Here is a 13820-nt window from a genome sequence, read left to right as displayed (position 1 = left end):
TCACCCTTTTTCGTAACGAAACATGTACCACATAGAAAGAAACAAACCAGTAGGGGCATTAATAATTACAGGGTTTGTAAAACCAGATGCAAAGAAAGCTGTTACGCAAATGATCGATAGCAGAACAAACCTGTTCGTTATACGAGCGCTGAAGAATGGCATATAAACCCCACTGAATAGCAAAGCGCTTCCTACAAGTCCAAACTGCATCAAGATAACGAGTAGGAAAACTTCATAAGAGTAACCGATGATATGCGTTTCTACGCCAGTATTAATAGCCCAACCTTTGGGAAAGTTCTGTGCGGAAGACCCCAAGCCCTTTCCTAAAACGGGATGTTTAACAAACTCACCCAAGAGTGCTGCAATCTGACTGAACTTATAGTTCAGCGAAACACCACCTTCTACAAAAAAACGGCTTCGGAGCGTACCAATGATGTCTGCACCTAAAAGCTGTGCCGCTGTAAGTAAGACAACAAAACCCAGTGCAACAAAGGCAACATTTTTCCATGAAAGAACCTTCTCCTGGTGAAACAACATGTCCACCAAAATCAGAACAACCGTCTCTAACCACAAAAACCTTGAGAAACTCAAAAATATTACGGTCAATATACATATCCGAGCCACTATCTTGCCGCTACGTTTAAAGTTGGCTAAGTCACAAACTACGTACGCAATAGGTAAGTAGTAATCGTTGACAGCGACGAGCCGATAAAAACCATTCAGTAAGACATAGCCTCCCATAAATGCATCTGGGAAGACAAACCTTTTTAGCTCTGTGCCTTGCGCAGGGTTGAAATACACAAAAACCAAGAACAAAAGTTTTATAAGACCGTAAATGGACAACGATACAACGAACAACTTTGCTAAATCCTGCCATCTTAGAGCACCGATGCTAAAAAGCAATATACCAGCCAAGATTTCACAAACGATGAGTACAAAACTGCGTAACTCAAACAGCGTATCAGCGCTAAGTGTATGGTGCCATGCGGCAGTTATAAGAGAAATAAGCACCGCCAACGAGATGAGGCTAACTGACCACAATACATCACGCGGCAAGTGAATTTCTCGGTGTTCTTTTATCAAAATTAATAAACAACTCACCGCAAGACAACCGAACAGAACATACTTTACATAGGTAAAAGATGCACTGGGCAAAGCAAACATGAGTGTAAATAATGCAATAAAGCTAAACCTCGCAAATTTTATGTAGTTCTTCATTTCCACAGTAAAAACCTCGCAATTTCAAAACGATCTCGTGAAAATATCTTCAAGTAGCGTAACTTTTTTGTCATATGTGCATGCCTGTATTCAAGATACTGCTCCACTACACGAATCCCGGGCCATTCTTTATCACCTTTGCGCTCGTTTAATCTGCGAAGTAATGCTTCAGACTGAGCGATAGTAATACTGCCCAAATTGCGAAAATGGGTCACCATCCTTGATGGAGCGCGAAGCATTCTCATGGCACTGCTTTTCAAACTGTGGTCTTTAACCCCAATAGTGTTATGTGCATGCTGACGATAAAGAACAAGAACCTTGGGTAAGTAAACGATTTTTCCTGTGGCTGCAGTGGTTAAGGCTATCCACCAATCGTGCATAATAGCTTCTTGAGGAAAAGGCAAAGCAAACGTCAGTGCTGCTCTATTAAAAACCATACTGCAGCCAGGGATGATGTTTCTGCTAAGCAATAGCTCTAAAGACGTTAAAGAAGGATCAACATTTTCCAGCTTAAACATGGAGGAAGACCTTGGGTAGCCCAAACTATCGATGGGCGTTAAGTCGCTAAAAACCAAGATAGGAACATCGCTACCGACTGTTTTCTCAACACCCAGCAATGTCTCCATCATAGAGCTTAACTTTGTGGGAAACCACACATCGTCTTGATCTGCGAGAAAAATGTAATCTGCATCGCTTGAAGAAAGTAGGTGCTCAAAGTTCTTCTTCGCGCTTCTTAAAACCACACCGTCATTTAGTAATGTAATGCTATGTGCATGCTTCTGTACAGCTTTGTTAATCTCATTCAGAGTGGCATCGGTAGAACCGTCATCATGAATAACTAATCTAAAATCTGTAAAATCCTGCCATAAAATGGAATGGAGCTGTTCTCTGAGAAACGGCTCACCATTATAAGTAGCCATGAGAACATCAACATTCCTACCCATTCTTACTCCTGGCAAAGGTTGAAAGTTCTTCCATCCAATTAGGAATGTCTAAATTCAACAAGTGGTTTATCTTCTCATTGCTCATAGCCGAGAACGAAGGTCTTTTTGCCGGAAGCTCAAAGGTATCCGCTGGCACAGGTATAACCACGCGGTTTATTCCATAAACGTTTAGAATGGCTTTTGCCCATTCGTAGCGCGAAGCATAGCCGGACGATACCAGATGGTACAAACCACTCACGCCCTGCCTAATAGCTTCATAAGTAACCAGAGCGATTCTTGTTGAACACGTGGGGACTGACACTTCATCTGCGCTTATTTTGAGCACGTCCTCATTTTTCACCCATCCCAGCACCTTGTGAATAAAGTTCTGCGTCCCCTCACCAAAAACCCAGCTTGTTCTAAATAGAAGCATACTTTTATTAGTGCAAAGTTCCAAACTAAGACGTTCTCCTACTCGCTTGCTCAAACCGTATTTGTTCAGTGGATTTGGCTTATCCTCCTCGGTATAAAGTCCTTCTGTTTTTGTTCCATCAAATACATAATCGGTGGAATAATGCACCAAAAAGGCGCCATACTCTTGGCTTAATAGAGCAAGGTTATAAGGACCAATGCTGTTTATCTTGAATGCTTCTTCGTACTCCATCTCGGCTTTATCAACATTGTTGTACGCAGAGCAGTTAAGTACAAAATCGGGCTTGTACTGTTCGAAGACATTTTTTAATTGGGCATAATTGGATACATCCGCCTCTTCATGCGACAAGGCAATAAATGGTTCTTCTTTTTCTGCTAAAAGCTGTTGAAATGCTTTTGTAAGCTGGCCACTTTTCCCTATAATGAGGTATTTCATCTATTCTGCATACGCTCTCTTCCAGTATTCACTTAAGTATGCTTTCTTCTCCTCTACCCAATTCATGTGGCTAACGTACCAATCTACTGTCTTCTTTATCCCCTCTTCAAACGATGTCTTTGCCGTCCACCCTACTTCTGCTTTCACTTTGCTTGCATCCAGTGAATATCTGAAATCATGTCCCGGCCTATCTTTTACAAACTCCATTAGATCTTTATCTTTCCCTAATATGGTTAGCACTGCCTTTGCTACTTCAATATTGGGTCTTTCTTCTTTGCTCCCTATGTTATAAATCTCCCCGGCTTTGCCTTTCTCTATTACTGCCATTATTCCGCTTGCACAATCTTCTACGTAAAGCCATTCCCTTATGTTAGTGCCATCTCCATATATCGGTATCTTCTCCCCATTCATAGCCTTTAAAATGATTACTGGTATGAACTTTTCTGGATACTGCCACGGTCCATAGTTGTTTGATGCCCTCACGGTTACTACCGGCAAACCAAACGATCTATAGTATGCCCTGCCAAGCATATCCGCTGATGCCTTGGACACAGAGTATGGGCTGTTTGGCTTTAGCGGACTCTCTTCGGTAAATGTCCCATCTTTGCCTAAATCTCCATACACTTCGTCTGTGGACATGTTCATGAACAAATCAATGCCTTTTGTTCTGCTCACATCCAATAACACCTGTGTTCCCATGACATTACTGTTTATGAAAGGATATGGATCCATCAGACTTCTATCTACATGGCTTTCTGCTGCAAAATGCACTACAACTTCTGGCTTTTCTTTGTTAAAGATATGCTCTATGAACTCTTTATTGGTTATATCTGCCTTATAAAAAGTTATATCGTCCATTACTTCTTCAAGTCTGGTTAAGTCTCCTGCGTAAGTAAGCTTGTCCACCACTGCTACATTGTGACCTTTTCCTACTGCTTGCCTCACAAATGCAGAACCGATAAATCCTGCTCCACCGCTTACCAGCATTCTCATAACAATTCCCCCATTTCTTTACGTTCTAAAAGTGTTGGCAGTTTTCTATCTTTGTCAGACATGATCACCATGTCTTCATTCTTTACAGGCCAATAGATGTTTATAGTAGGGTCGTTCCACCTTATGCCTGCATCACACTCTGGCGCGTACTCTGAACCGCTCACTTTGTACATGACCAATGCCTCGTTGGACAGCACAAGAAAACCGTGAGCGAACCCCTCAGGTATCCACAGCATGTGATGATTATCGCTATTCAATTCCACACTAACCCATTTACCAAAAGTGGGGCTGTCGACTCTTATATCCACGGCTACATCAAATATGGAGCCAACCATGCAAGTGACTAACTTTCCTTGCGTTTTAGGTCTCTTTTGATAATGCAGTCCTCTGACAACACCTCTGTGAGAATAAGAGAGGTTGTCTTGGACAAAATTTGTATCTATACCAAAGCGCTGCAAATCCGTGTTTTTGCTTAGTTCCATAAAAAAGCCGCGCTCATCTGCAAATACTTTTGGTTTAACCAGTACAACGCCATCTATGCTCAGAGGTTTCATATCAAAGGGCATCTTCTATCACTTCTTTCAGGTATTCTCCGTAGTCTGTGTTCTTTAGCTCCTCCGCTATCTCCATTAATTCCTTTATGCTTATCCACCCATTCTTGTATGCTATCTCTTCAAGACAACTTATCATTAGTCCTGTTCGCTTCTCTAATGTCGCTACAAACTCGCTCGTCTCTATGAAACTATCATAGGTCCCTGCATCAAACCACGCAAACCCTCTCCCTAACAACCCTACTTTGAGCTTCCCTCCCTTTAAGTACGCTTCGTTCACTGAGGTTATCTCTACCTCTCCCCTCTCTGAAGGCTTTACTCCTTTTGCTACCTTTACAGCATGCTTGTCGTAAAAGTACAATCCCACCACTGCCCAATTGGACTTCGGTTCCTTAGGCTTCTCCTCTATGGACTGCACTTCCCCTCTATCGTTAAACGCTACTATACCAAAACGCTCCGGGTCTTTCACCGGATAAGCAAACACGTATGCCCCACCATTCACTTCTACTTCTGCCTTCGCCTTTCCTAGTACGTTCGGCAAATCATGACCAAAAAAGATGTTATCCCCCAGCATATAGCAAATGCTGTCTTCTCCTATAAAATCTTCTGCCAATACTAATCCTTCTGCAAGCCCATTGGGTTTCTGCTGCACAAGGTATTCTATGTGCATACCAAGCTTCTCTCCATGTCCAAACAAACGCTCAAAACCTGCTTTATCTTGTGGGTTTACTACCAATGCCACATCTCTTATCTTTAGCATCATCATAACAGACATGGGGTAATAGATCATGGGCTTGTCATAGATGGGTACAAAGTGCTTGTTTATAACCTGCGTCGTAGGATACAACCTTGTCCCACTGCCTCCTGCCAGTATTACTCCTTTCATTACAATGCCTCCAGCGTCTCTAAAATTTTGCTTGTTACACGCCTACTATTCTGGCCGTCTTGCCATTTATGAAAGGTGTTTTTCAAGCGCCTTCTGTCCTCTAAATATGGCGTTTCATCCTGGAGAAAAGTACTGACCCAATAAGAGACTTCATCAAAGGAAAAACACTTAGGGCCAGGAGTAACTTCAAGATAGTTAAAATTAAAGCCCCTTTCCCTTTGAGTGTAATCTGTTAAATCAAAGCAGTAAAAGATGATAGGTTTTTCTGTCAGCAAGAAATCTACGTACACACTTGAATAATCCGTGATCAAGATATCTGTTTGAGCAAGTAAAGGATAAACATCACCATGCGTCTGCTCATCAAGTAAAATTTTTACTCGACTATCAGCCGTAACCTGGCTTGACAGTTCCCTAGCTTCATCTCTGTGGTAATAGTGAAGTTTGATTAAAAGAAAAGCATCCATGTCATCGAGCAATGTCTGTAAAGACATGAACTGGAAAACCAATTCTGTAAATATCTTGTCTCTTCCTTCCATGCGATGGGTAGGCGGATACAATATTTTTTTATGTGATTCTTGCTGCGTTATGAAACCAGACGCTTTGATATCGTTGTTGATCAGGGCATCATTCCGCGGATGGCCTGTTACCGCAACAGCTTTTTCGCCAAATGAACGCTTCATTACTTCAGCTTCCGGTTCAGAACCGGTGGTCACCAAAGCATAACGATGTGGGTCTTCAGAAAATGGAGAAAGTCGTTGCAGAGAAGTTTTTGCTAACTTCGAACCTGAAAAATCTTCCAAGACTTTCTTTATGGGAGTACCATGCCATGTGTTTACCAGTATGGGCGGTGTTATATATCGGTTTATATCCGATAAACCCACACATACAATGCCTACTTTGGCCTTAGCACTCCAGTAATACCCCTTAAATGAATAAGCATAATAGCATTCAATACCCATATCATTTATTAGTTTGGCAAGCTTCCTCTGCCGTGTAAGCCATATAGGCCTTATTCGAGGTAATTCTCTTCTGACATAATTTAGAAGCCATTTTGGATTGTCGCTAAAATTATCTCCTGCCCAAGCACCAAATACCCACACACGATCGCTTTTTGGAACCAACTTGGCCATAAGCCAGAGTGGTATGTTCAGTAAATCGAGAAATCTGCGCCAAACCCAGCTCAAACATTTTGTCAACTTTGCCACAAATGTCAAAAAATAGTGCCTCCAACCTTATGCTCTTTGCCGCCCATCATGGTGAGCCCGAGCCTGATAACACTGAGGCCACCAATGGGCCTCAAAGCAATTTTGCCAAAAGTGTTATAAGGTTCATTTTATCACGTGAACAATAGGAATGTTCGCATTTTTCTATAAAGGTAAGATAACAAAGAAGGCAGACCTAAAGGTCTGCCTTCTTTGTTTAAGCAAGAGTGATAGTCCAAGCGTTATTCGAGTCTTATTTTGACACCTTTAGACCCAACAGCTTTCTTTGGAAGCGTAAGCTCCACAATACCATCGTGGTATTCTGCCTTTGCTTCGTCAGCCTTCACTTCCGATGGCAGCGCAATGGTACGCTCAAAGGCGCCATAACGCATCTCACTGTAGACAGTGCCTTCTTTTTCCTCTTTCTTTTGTTCCTGCACTTCACCCTTCAAATAGACCCTATCATCTTCCACCGTTATTTCAAGCTTATCCTTAGGAACACCAGGCACTGCAGCACGTACATAAACGTTCTGCTCATCTTCGGTAACTTCAACAGGTGGTCTTAGGCTTCTGCCAAAGCCTCTTTTTTGCGGCTTTCCAGCCTCAGAGCCGCCCCACATTTCTTCCATCATTCTATCCATCTCTTCCATCATGCTTCTCATTTCTTCGAAAGGATCAATCCATCTTCTGCTCAACATATCTTAACCACCTCCTTGCGTCGTTTTTTGTTTTTCTCTTTCCGTATGTCTATATACCCACGCAGGGTATGGATTATGCATTTTTGCCATTATTCAAACCTATTAACGCATAACGATCTAAAAGCATGCCAATCTTCCCATGTGTTTATGTTTAAGAAATAATCTAAGTTCCCTTCAAATGGTATAAGGGTCGAAGGCAAATGAGAAAAAACATCTGTGAGCCTGTAGCAGTGGTTTAAGAAGCATTTCCGAATGAGATGTGTTGCATCACTTTTCAGAAATGCCGGAAAAGGCTGAAGGAAACCGTTAACTGTATAAAACGCTGATACATCCCTATTGGATCGTTCCAAAATTGGACCAATCATATCTGATGTAAGTAAAGGCATATCTACAGGCACAAATACATATTCTTCAAAATGAAGTTCCGTCATCGCTGTTAAGATACCAGAAAGTGGCGTGTCCTCGACGAAAAAATCCATTACCAAGTTGTCACAATGTAGGTCAATCTTTGAAGCAATAAAAGTAGGTATTTGTAGCGGAGAAAGATTCTGTCTTACGATTTCATAAAGGCGTTTTCCATTCACGGTAAGTTGGGCCTTACAAACGCTCATACGGCGGCTAATATCACCACAAAGAATAACAATAGCAGTATGGTTCATTGTTTACTGCTCCTCTGGGTAAATTACAAACACAAACTCACCTTTATATGTGTCAAGGGATATGTCTTGTGGGAATCCCACCACTACTTGCTCGTACACCTTTGTAAGTTCACGCATCAAAGCAACTTTCCTTTGAGGACACATATGGGCCAGAAGCGTAAGAAGTTTTTCTACACGATGCGGCCCTTCAAAAATGATAAGTCCGATATTTAGGGGAAGGAAGCGTTCCAAAAGTTTGCGACGTTTCCCCTCTTTTAGCGGTAAAAAGCCAAGAAAAGCCCAAGGTTCATCTAAACCAGACATGGCAACCGCTACATCCACTGCCGAAGGGCCAGGAATGACGCCATACGGTACCCCCGCTTTGCTAAGTTGTTTAACCAAATAAGCGCCTGGGTCTGAAATACCGGGCATGCCAGCGTCGGTTATGACCGCAATGGTTTTCCCTTCAGCATCGAGACTGATTATATGACGTGCATCTGTCTCACGTGACGCTTCGCGTAGATACACAAGCGGTTTTTTTATGCCTAAATGAGCCAGGAGTTTAAGTGCCCGCTCTTTACTTTCGCATGCTACTACATCGCATTCTTCAAGTATGCGCACAGCTCGAAAAGTTATATCTTCTAAATTGCCTATGGGTGTTCCAACTAAGTAGATCATGACGCTTCATACCGTGAACTATTCAGAGTGTTCTTATGGTTTGCAAAAACGGATATGGATGGCATACCGTAATTTTAACAAAACAAAGAGCTAAACACAGTCCCAGTACATCATGTCTGTTTCAGCCGATGGAACAACCAAAGATCTTCTCGATGTCTTTATATTTTCCATGGACCACTGTTTGACCACACGAGTACTGTGCCTGTAACACACCTGGACTTCTAAACGTAAATGCATACTTTCTGACAGAAAATCAGAGAAAACGTGATCTAAATAGGAAGGCACAATGTAAGCGACCTCCTGATAGTGATTGTTTCTAAGGTACGTCAGAAACGGTTCAATATCTTCTCCTTTACCCATCTTTCCTCTGCCGAAAGGGGGGTTAAAGTAAACTAAATCTGCGTTAGTACGCACATCCTTTACATCATCAGGGTAACAGTTAAAAAATCTATCTAACTTATTTATGGAGGATGTCAATGTAAGTGCTTCAAACTGGAAAGGATTGTTCTCAATCAAATGAAAAAACGTCGCTTTTTCATGAGCAAAAAGCTGAAGGGCCATTATGCCAGAACCTGCTCCCAATTCCACAGCGCTTATGTATTTGCCTTCTATTAGATGAGGTAGAAGCACAGAATCTACAGTGAATCTGTAACCATGGACAGGTTGTGCAACGAAGAAACTTTTATGAAAAGTTGGCTCCAACGTAAAAGCATCCATGATATTCTTAATGGTATCAAAGGAAACATTCTTGTAGTACAATTTCTTTTGTAAGTAATCGAAGGCGGTGGCCCTCGAGGACCGGTGAGATTCCGGTACCGGCGGAAATAGTCCGCAACCCTTGGTCCGCAACCAGGGTGGAGCTGGTGGAATTCCAGCACCGACGGTGAATAGTCCGGACGGGAGATGGGCACTTGGATTGCGGCCCTCCACCGCATAAACAAGGAGGGTTAACAAATGAAGCGATTAGCTCGTTTAGCTATTTTTGTAGCGTTGGCGTTTGTGTTTTTCAAATTGGAAATCCCTTATCCAGTACCTAACTATGAGTTTTTAAAACTGGATTTAGGAGAAGCATTCTTACTTTTGGGAGTTTGGATGTTTCCATTGGAAGATTCATTGATGGCACTAACAGTTTGGGCCTTTTTAGGGTATCTAACTGGTGCTAACCCCATCGGCATGATCTTTAAAATCGTGTCCATATTGGTCACATTGATTCCTTACCATTATATGAAAAATACAAAATCAAAATGGATAGTTGTTCCTGCCATAAGGACAACCGTTATGGTAGCTTTCAACTGGCTTTTAGCGCCTGTCTTATGGGGTCTCCCAGCCAACATGGTTCCTGCATATGTGCTCATCGGTGTTCTTCCGGTAAATCTGATGCAGGCTTATTTAAACTTGGCAGTGGCTGAAACATCAGCCAAGTACTTAAGGAGTTACGTCAAAAATGTTGCGTCCTAAATATGCAACCAAGGACATCCTGAGGAAATGCCCTTTCTGGGTATTTCCATCGGGGAATATGGTATAAAGGTGCCAAAGCAAGATAAGAAAAACTATTGGCCCAGCAATTCCTATTTCTGCTAGCAGTTCAAGCAACAAATCGTGTGCATGGTTAAGAGGCAACGCCTGGAGCAAAAATGGATGCCCATATATCTCTAATGCTTTCGGGAAAGTGCCAAAACCCACTCCACTAAAGGGCCTCATGATGAACATGTCCCAAGCCGCTCGCCAAATGTGAAAACGCTGCGTGTAGAACGCATAGGGGCCGATAACTTCCCGAAGTGTGTAGGGAATGGCATAGATGATAAAACCTGTCAGAGCAACAAACCAGTATATGTTGACGCCACCATAAAGTATGGCCATAGCTAAACCTAATATCGGACCGCGCGACTGTGTAAGCATTAACGAAATTAAACTGAATAACTCTGCCCAAAAAGCATGCTGGCTGTAAGAGTATAGAAACACATATATGAAAAAAGCAGCACTGGTGGTACTCACAAAGAATGGTAAAGTGAGCCTAAAGGTGCGCCACCCACTTAAATTAATGCCCTTAGCTTCATAAACTGTCCAGGCAAGACTCACAACCAAGAGCAGAAACGCGATAAGAGTCAATTTACGATGATCAATTTCTTCTGGCAACCAAGCAATAGCAAAAACAATAAAACAATAAACCAAAGGGACGAAGCACCAAAAAAGCAAAGTTTTCCACGGTTGTAAAGAAAATACCGTGTTATAAACCGCAACAAAGAATATGAACAGCAGTTCCCACTTAGTAGGCAGCGCTTTGCGTAGTGTGGTTATAAAGGTTTGCCACATCCTGCAGATTAAGACTCCGCGCTAACGCTGCAGCTTGACGCATAACTTGACCATTGCGCCATGCTGTAAGCATAACCCTTGTTAAGTAGTTTCTTGGGTTCTGAGAATAAACATAGAGGTCATAATAATAAAACCGATTTGCTGAGCCTATCTGTATCGCAACTTCTCTATCGTAAGTCCACGCCACATCGTAGCAGTAGAACCTTACACTGGTAATAGAGGAGTTATTGGCTCCACTTTCACATTCATTCCACAATGCATCGTATTGCCCCAGCAGGTACATACTGCGCAAACGCAGTGCTTGAAAACCTGTGTAAGGTACGGAACTAAGTAAACTTTCGTAAGGTAAAACGGTGTTTGTTGCTGTTACATTCTTGGTTGCCGTGTCTTCAGCGAGCGGAAAATCTGTTAAGGCCAAACGGTCGATTTTAGCACCTGCGATGCTAAAAGGCACACCCAAAATCATGACGAGCATTATCAATGCAGCTAACTTCTTCATACCGTAAGTAACTATACCATGAAAACCCATTGTATATGCTATAGAATTTATGAAAGTGGCTTTAACAAACAACTACTTATAGTGTTTTAACTGTGGAGGTTGAGAAAACATGGGAATAAAACTGCACGACCAAACGCTAAGAGATGGTCATCAATCTCTCCTCGCCACAAGACTCCGAACGGAAGATATGCTTGAAGTAGCTCCAATGATGGATGAAGTAGGATTTTTCTCTGTAGAAGTCTGGGGAGGCGCGACTTTTGATGCCGCCATGCGTTACCTAAACGAAGACCCCTGGGAAAGGCTCCTTATTCTTAGAGAAAAGTTTACAAAAACTCCTTTACAAATGCTGCTCAGAGCTATGAACTTAGTTGCTTATCGTAATTTCCCGGATGATGTGGTCTACGAATTTGTTAGACTGTCTAAGAAGGATGGTATCGATAATTTTCGCATTTTCGATGCATTAAATGATCTTAGGAACCTTGAAGTTCCTATAAAGGCTGTTAAGAAGTATGGCGGACATGCGCAGGGTGCACTTTCTTACACAGAAAGCCCCGTTCACACCGTACAGTATTATGTAGAGAATTTTAAGAAACTTGCTGATATGGGCTGTGATTCTCTGGCAATTAAGGACATGGCAGGCATTATATCACCCACACGAGCCAGAGAAATCGTTGAAGGCGTAAAAGCTGCTGGCATTACATTGCCACTGGAATTGCACTCACATTGCGGCAGTGGTATGACAGAAATGGCTTATATGGAAGCGCTGCATGCAGGGATAGACATACTGGATACATCCATGTCACCTTTTGCCAATGGGGTATCGCAGCCACCCACAGAATCCATGGTAGCGGCACTTCAAGGAACGCAATGGGATACTGGATATGATCTCAAATTACTTATGCGAATAAGAGAAAAGCTACAAGTTATTTGGAACAAATACAGCCATTTACACGAAGAGTCACTTCTTCGCCCCGATCCCGGCGTTTTGGAATACAAAATTCCGGGAGGTATGATGAGCAACATGCTTTCCCAACTCCGAAGCATGAACGCTTTGGATAAACTGCCTGAAATTCTTAAAGAAGTACCAGTGGTTTGGAATGAATTCGGTTATCCACCGCTGGTAACACCCATGAGTCAGATTGTCGGCAGCCAAGCAGTAGCAAATGTAATAGGAGGCGAGCGATACAAGATCGTACCCAAGGAATCCAAGGATTATCTCAAAGGCATGTATGGGAAGCCACCTGCACCCATTGACGAAGATGTTTTAAAGAAAGTGTTCGGCCCGTCATGGAAGGAACAGATAGTCACCGTAAGACCGGCTGATTTGTTAGAACCAGAACTTGATAAACGACGCGAAGAATTGAAGAAAATGGGCCTTATGAAAAAAGAAGAAGACGTCTTAACTTACACCATATTTCCAGAAATTGCTCTTCGTTTCTTTAAAGGAGAAATACAGCCAGAGTTCACATCAAAAGACCTTCCCTTGAAAAAGAAAGCGTTCGATGTGGAAGTAGAAGGAATAAATTACAAAGTAAGACTGAATTAATCATCGTCATTGTAAATGATTTCCAAGGGCGAGCATCCTAAAGCTACTGATAGCTTATAAATAGTGCTCGCCCCTGCTCCCCTTTTGCCGCTCATAATTCGATAGAGATGTGTAGGATCCACACCCGACTCCAAGGCAAGCCTGTACAGGCTCCATCCTTTTTCAAGACACTTCTGCTTTATTGTCTTACTGTTTAGCCTCATCATTGCTGCTCCTTTCCACCTTTTAGCACAGTTTAATCACATAATGGCTTGGTCTATAAGCTATAGAATAGCATACTATTGTATACCTATACTACTACCATGCTCATCAAAAACAGGAGGTGAAGCACAGATGGAAGAGGTAAAAAGAACCTTAAGAATTGTGTGGATGACACAAGAAGGAAAGAAACGGCTATGGTCTCTCAACAACATCGACCCAGCAGCGAGTACTGGCAGCATATTGGCTTTGGTAGATGCCATGGGCACGCTAACAAACAGGGTAACCAACGGCGTACAGCTCATGGTAGTAAGCAATGTACTGCCTTAAACAGGGCAAGAAAGGAGGAATAAAACATGGTGACACTAAACTTAAGTTTTAAGACGAACACGGGAAAAACGATGGTGCTAAGGATTCCTGACCCAATAATGAATCTGACGACACAGCAAATTCAAGACGCAGCTAACGCCATAATAGCTTCTAATGTGCTCCTCAGCGAAAAACTGGGTAGACCATCTCAGTTGGTGGATGCAAACTACGTAGAGCGCAACGCCACTGATATGCTGCCTTAGCAGACAAAGCGGTAGGAGAGAAGCCTAAAGGCTTCTC

General features: G+C 42.4%; 18 protein-coding genes and 1 riboswitch. Of the genes, 4 read left to right on the top strand and 14 right to left on the bottom strand.

Features of this window, described 5'->3' with window-relative positions; genetic code table 11:
• The 11 genes from D890_RS0101485 to D890_RS0101435 all read right to left on the bottom strand — a co-directional run bounded on the left by D890_RS0101485 (window position 1) and on the right by D890_RS0101435 (window position 9372).
• The gene (locus D890_RS0101485) at window positions 1-1218 is read right to left on the bottom strand and encodes an O-antigen ligase family protein (RefSeq protein WP_156802643.1); all 1218 of its coding nucleotides are present in this window, start codon (window positions 1216-1218) and stop codon (window positions 1-3) included.
• Window positions 1215-2162, bottom strand: a complete 948-nt coding sequence (locus tag D890_RS07480) for a glycosyltransferase family 2 protein (RefSeq protein ID WP_018962765.1) — start codon at window positions 2160-2162, stop codon at window positions 1215-1217. Before D890_RS07480 ends, D890_RS0101485 begins: the two co-directional genes overlap by 4 nt.
• On the bottom strand, window positions 2155-3009 hold the full coding sequence (rfbD, locus tag D890_RS0101475; RefSeq protein WP_018962764.1) for a dTDP-4-dehydrorhamnose reductase: 855 nt from the start codon (window positions 3007-3009) through the stop codon (window positions 2155-2157). The genes D890_RS07480 and rfbD overlap by 8 nt, the downstream gene beginning before the upstream one ends.
• Complete coding sequence (rfbB, locus tag D890_RS0101470) at window positions 3010-4002, bottom strand: dTDP-glucose 4,6-dehydratase (RefSeq protein WP_018962763.1); 993 nt, start codon at window positions 4000-4002, stop codon at window positions 3010-3012. It lies immediately after the preceding gene.
• Complete coding sequence (gene rfbC / locus D890_RS0101465; protein WP_018962762.1) at window positions 3999-4568, bottom strand: dTDP-4-dehydrorhamnose 3,5-epimerase; 570 nt, start codon at window positions 4566-4568, stop codon at window positions 3999-4001. The genes rfbB and rfbC overlap by 4 nt, the downstream gene beginning before the upstream one ends.
• Complete coding sequence (gene rfbA / locus D890_RS0101460) at window positions 4558-5439, bottom strand: glucose-1-phosphate thymidylyltransferase RfbA (protein ID WP_018962761.1); 882 nt, start codon at window positions 5437-5439, stop codon at window positions 4558-4560. The genes rfbC and rfbA overlap by 11 nt, the downstream gene beginning before the upstream one ends.
• The gene (locus D890_RS0101455; RefSeq protein WP_245533166.1) at window positions 5439-6644 is read right to left on the bottom strand and encodes a CDP-glycerol glycerophosphotransferase family protein; all 1206 of its coding nucleotides are present in this window, start codon (window positions 6642-6644) and stop codon (window positions 5439-5441) included. The genes rfbA and D890_RS0101455 overlap by 1 nt, the downstream gene beginning before the upstream one ends.
• Window positions 6645-6883: 239 nt before the next feature.
• Entirely contained in the window at window positions 6884-7339 is a 456-nt protein-coding gene (locus D890_RS0101450; RefSeq protein WP_018962759.1) for an Hsp20/alpha crystallin family protein, read from the bottom strand.
• An 89-nt stretch (window positions 7340-7428) separates the two neighbouring features.
• Window positions 7429-7998: a molybdenum cofactor guanylyltransferase gene (gene mobA / locus D890_RS0101445; protein WP_018962758.1), complete on the bottom strand. Its 570-nt coding sequence runs from the start codon at window positions 7996-7998 to the stop codon at window positions 7429-7431.
• A 3-nt stretch (window positions 7999-8001) separates the two neighbouring features.
• On the bottom strand, window positions 8002-8655 hold the full coding sequence (gene rsmI / locus D890_RS0101440) for a 16S rRNA (cytidine(1402)-2'-O)-methyltransferase (RefSeq protein ID WP_018962757.1): 654 nt from the start codon (window positions 8653-8655) through the stop codon (window positions 8002-8004).
• Window positions 8656-8745: 90 nt separating this feature from the next.
• Window positions 8746-9372 (bottom strand): methyltransferase, encoded by a 627-nt coding sequence (locus D890_RS0101435; RefSeq protein ID WP_156802642.1) that lies wholly within the window; start codon window positions 9370-9372, stop codon window positions 8746-8748.
• A gap of 66 nt (window positions 9373-9438) precedes the next feature.
• Window positions 9439-9567, top strand: a riboswitch (FMN riboswitch).
• A 42-nt stretch (window positions 9568-9609) separates the two neighbouring features.
• On the opposite strand from D890_RS0101435, the gene D890_RS0101430 reads away from it, so the two are divergent.
• Entirely contained in the window at window positions 9610-10113 is a 504-nt protein-coding gene (locus D890_RS0101430) for an ECF transporter S component (RefSeq protein WP_018962755.1), read from the top strand.
• Here D890_RS0101430 and D890_RS0101425 read toward each other — a convergent pair.
• Window positions 10081-10968: an O-antigen ligase family protein gene (locus D890_RS0101425; RefSeq protein WP_018962754.1), complete on the bottom strand. Its 888-nt coding sequence runs from the start codon at window positions 10966-10968 to the stop codon at window positions 10081-10083. The two genes, D890_RS0101430 and D890_RS0101425, sit on opposite strands and share 33 nt — an antisense overlap.
• Window positions 10922-11467 (bottom strand): hypothetical protein, encoded by a 546-nt coding sequence (locus D890_RS0101420; protein ID WP_156802641.1) that lies wholly within the window; start codon window positions 11465-11467, stop codon window positions 10922-10924. Before D890_RS0101420 ends, D890_RS0101425 begins: the two co-directional genes overlap by 47 nt.
• Before the next feature lie 109 nt (window positions 11468-11576).
• Between D890_RS0101420 and D890_RS0101415 the strand changes: the two genes are divergently transcribed.
• Entirely contained in the window at window positions 11577-13013 is a 1437-nt protein-coding gene (locus D890_RS0101415; RefSeq protein WP_018962752.1) for a pyruvate carboxylase subunit B, read from the top strand.
• On the opposite strand, the gene D890_RS0101410 is transcribed toward D890_RS0101415, so the two are convergent.
• Window positions 13010-13219: a helix-turn-helix domain-containing protein gene (locus tag D890_RS0101410; protein WP_083916920.1), complete on the bottom strand. Its 210-nt coding sequence runs from the start codon at window positions 13217-13219 to the stop codon at window positions 13010-13012. The genes D890_RS0101415 and D890_RS0101410 overlap by 4 nt on opposite strands.
• A gap of 127 nt (window positions 13220-13346) precedes the next feature.
• On the opposite strand from D890_RS0101410, the gene D890_RS0101405 reads away from it, so the two are divergent.
• Both D890_RS0101405 and D890_RS0101400 read left to right on the top strand, forming a co-directional pair.
• Window positions 13347-13541, top strand: a complete 195-nt coding sequence (locus tag D890_RS0101405; protein WP_018962750.1) for a hypothetical protein — start codon at window positions 13347-13349, stop codon at window positions 13539-13541.
• 26 nt (window positions 13542-13567) lie between these two features.
• Window positions 13568-13783 carry a DUF2922 domain-containing protein gene (locus tag D890_RS0101400; RefSeq protein ID WP_018962749.1) on the top strand — a complete coding sequence of 72 codons (216 nt, stop codon included), beginning with the start codon at window positions 13568-13570 and terminating at the stop codon, window positions 13781-13783.
• Window positions 13784-13820 lie beyond the last annotated feature (37 nt).

The sequence above is a fragment of the Coprothermobacter platensis DSM 11748 genome, from assembly GCF_000378005.1.
Taxonomy (GTDB): Bacteria; Coprothermobacterota; Coprothermobacteria; order Coprothermobacterales; family Coprothermobacteraceae; genus Coprothermobacter; species Coprothermobacter platensis.
Note: the sequence above shows the minus strand (reverse complement) of the source record. Positions and strands in the feature narration are given on the sequence as shown.

Coding starts and splice junctions, on each gene's coding strand:
- D890_RS0101485 (WP_156802643.1), bottom strand. CDS start 1,218: ATGAAGAACTACATAAAATTTGCGAGGTTTAGCTTTATTGCATTATTT.
- D890_RS07480 (WP_018962765.1), bottom strand. CDS start 2,162: ATGGGTAGGAATGTTGATGTTCTCATGGCTACTTATAATGGTGAGCCG.
- rfbD (WP_018962764.1), bottom strand. CDS start 3,009: ATGAAATACCTCATTATAGGGAAAAGTGGCCAGCTTACAAAAGCATTT.
- rfbB (WP_018962763.1), bottom strand. CDS start 4,002: ATGAGAATGCTGGTAAGCGGTGGAGCAGGATTTATCGGTTCTGCATTT.
- rfbC (WP_018962762.1), bottom strand. CDS start 4,568: ATGCCCTTTGATATGAAACCTCTGAGCATAGATGGCGTTGTACTGGTT.
- rfbA (WP_018962761.1), bottom strand. CDS start 5,439: ATGAAAGGAGTAATACTGGCAGGAGGCAGTGGGACAAGGTTGTATCCT.
- D890_RS0101450 (WP_018962759.1), bottom strand. CDS start 7,339: ATGTTGAGCAGAAGATGGATTGATCCTTTCGAAGAAATGAGAAGCATG.
- mobA (WP_018962758.1), bottom strand. CDS start 7,998: ATGAACCATACTGCTATTGTTATTCTTTGTGGTGATATTAGCCGCCGT.
- rsmI (WP_018962757.1), bottom strand. CDS start 8,655: ATGATCTACTTAGTTGGAACACCCATAGGCAATTTAGAAGATATAACT.
- D890_RS0101435 (WP_156802642.1), bottom strand. CDS start 9,372: ATGGATGCTTTTACGTTGGAGCCAACTTTTCATAAAAGTTTCTTCGTT.
- D890_RS0101430 (WP_018962755.1), top strand. CDS start 9,610: ATGAAGCGATTAGCTCGTTTAGCTATTTTTGTAGCGTTGGCGTTTGTG.
- D890_RS0101425 (WP_018962754.1), bottom strand. CDS start 10,968: ATGTGGCAAACCTTTATAACCACACTACGCAAAGCGCTGCCTACTAAG.
- D890_RS0101420 (WP_156802641.1), bottom strand. CDS start 11,467: ATGAAGAAGTTAGCTGCATTGATAATGCTCGTCATGATTTTGGGTGTG.
- D890_RS0101415 (WP_018962752.1), top strand. CDS start 11,577: ATGGGAATAAAACTGCACGACCAAACGCTAAGAGATGGTCATCAATCT.
- D890_RS0101410 (WP_083916920.1), bottom strand. CDS start 13,219: ATGATGAGGCTAAACAGTAAGACAATAAAGCAGAAGTGTCTTGAAAAA.
- D890_RS0101405 (WP_018962750.1), top strand. CDS start 13,347: ATGGAAGAGGTAAAAAGAACCTTAAGAATTGTGTGGATGACACAAGAA.
- D890_RS0101400 (WP_018962749.1), top strand. CDS start 13,568: ATGGTGACACTAAACTTAAGTTTTAAGACGAACACGGGAAAAACGATG.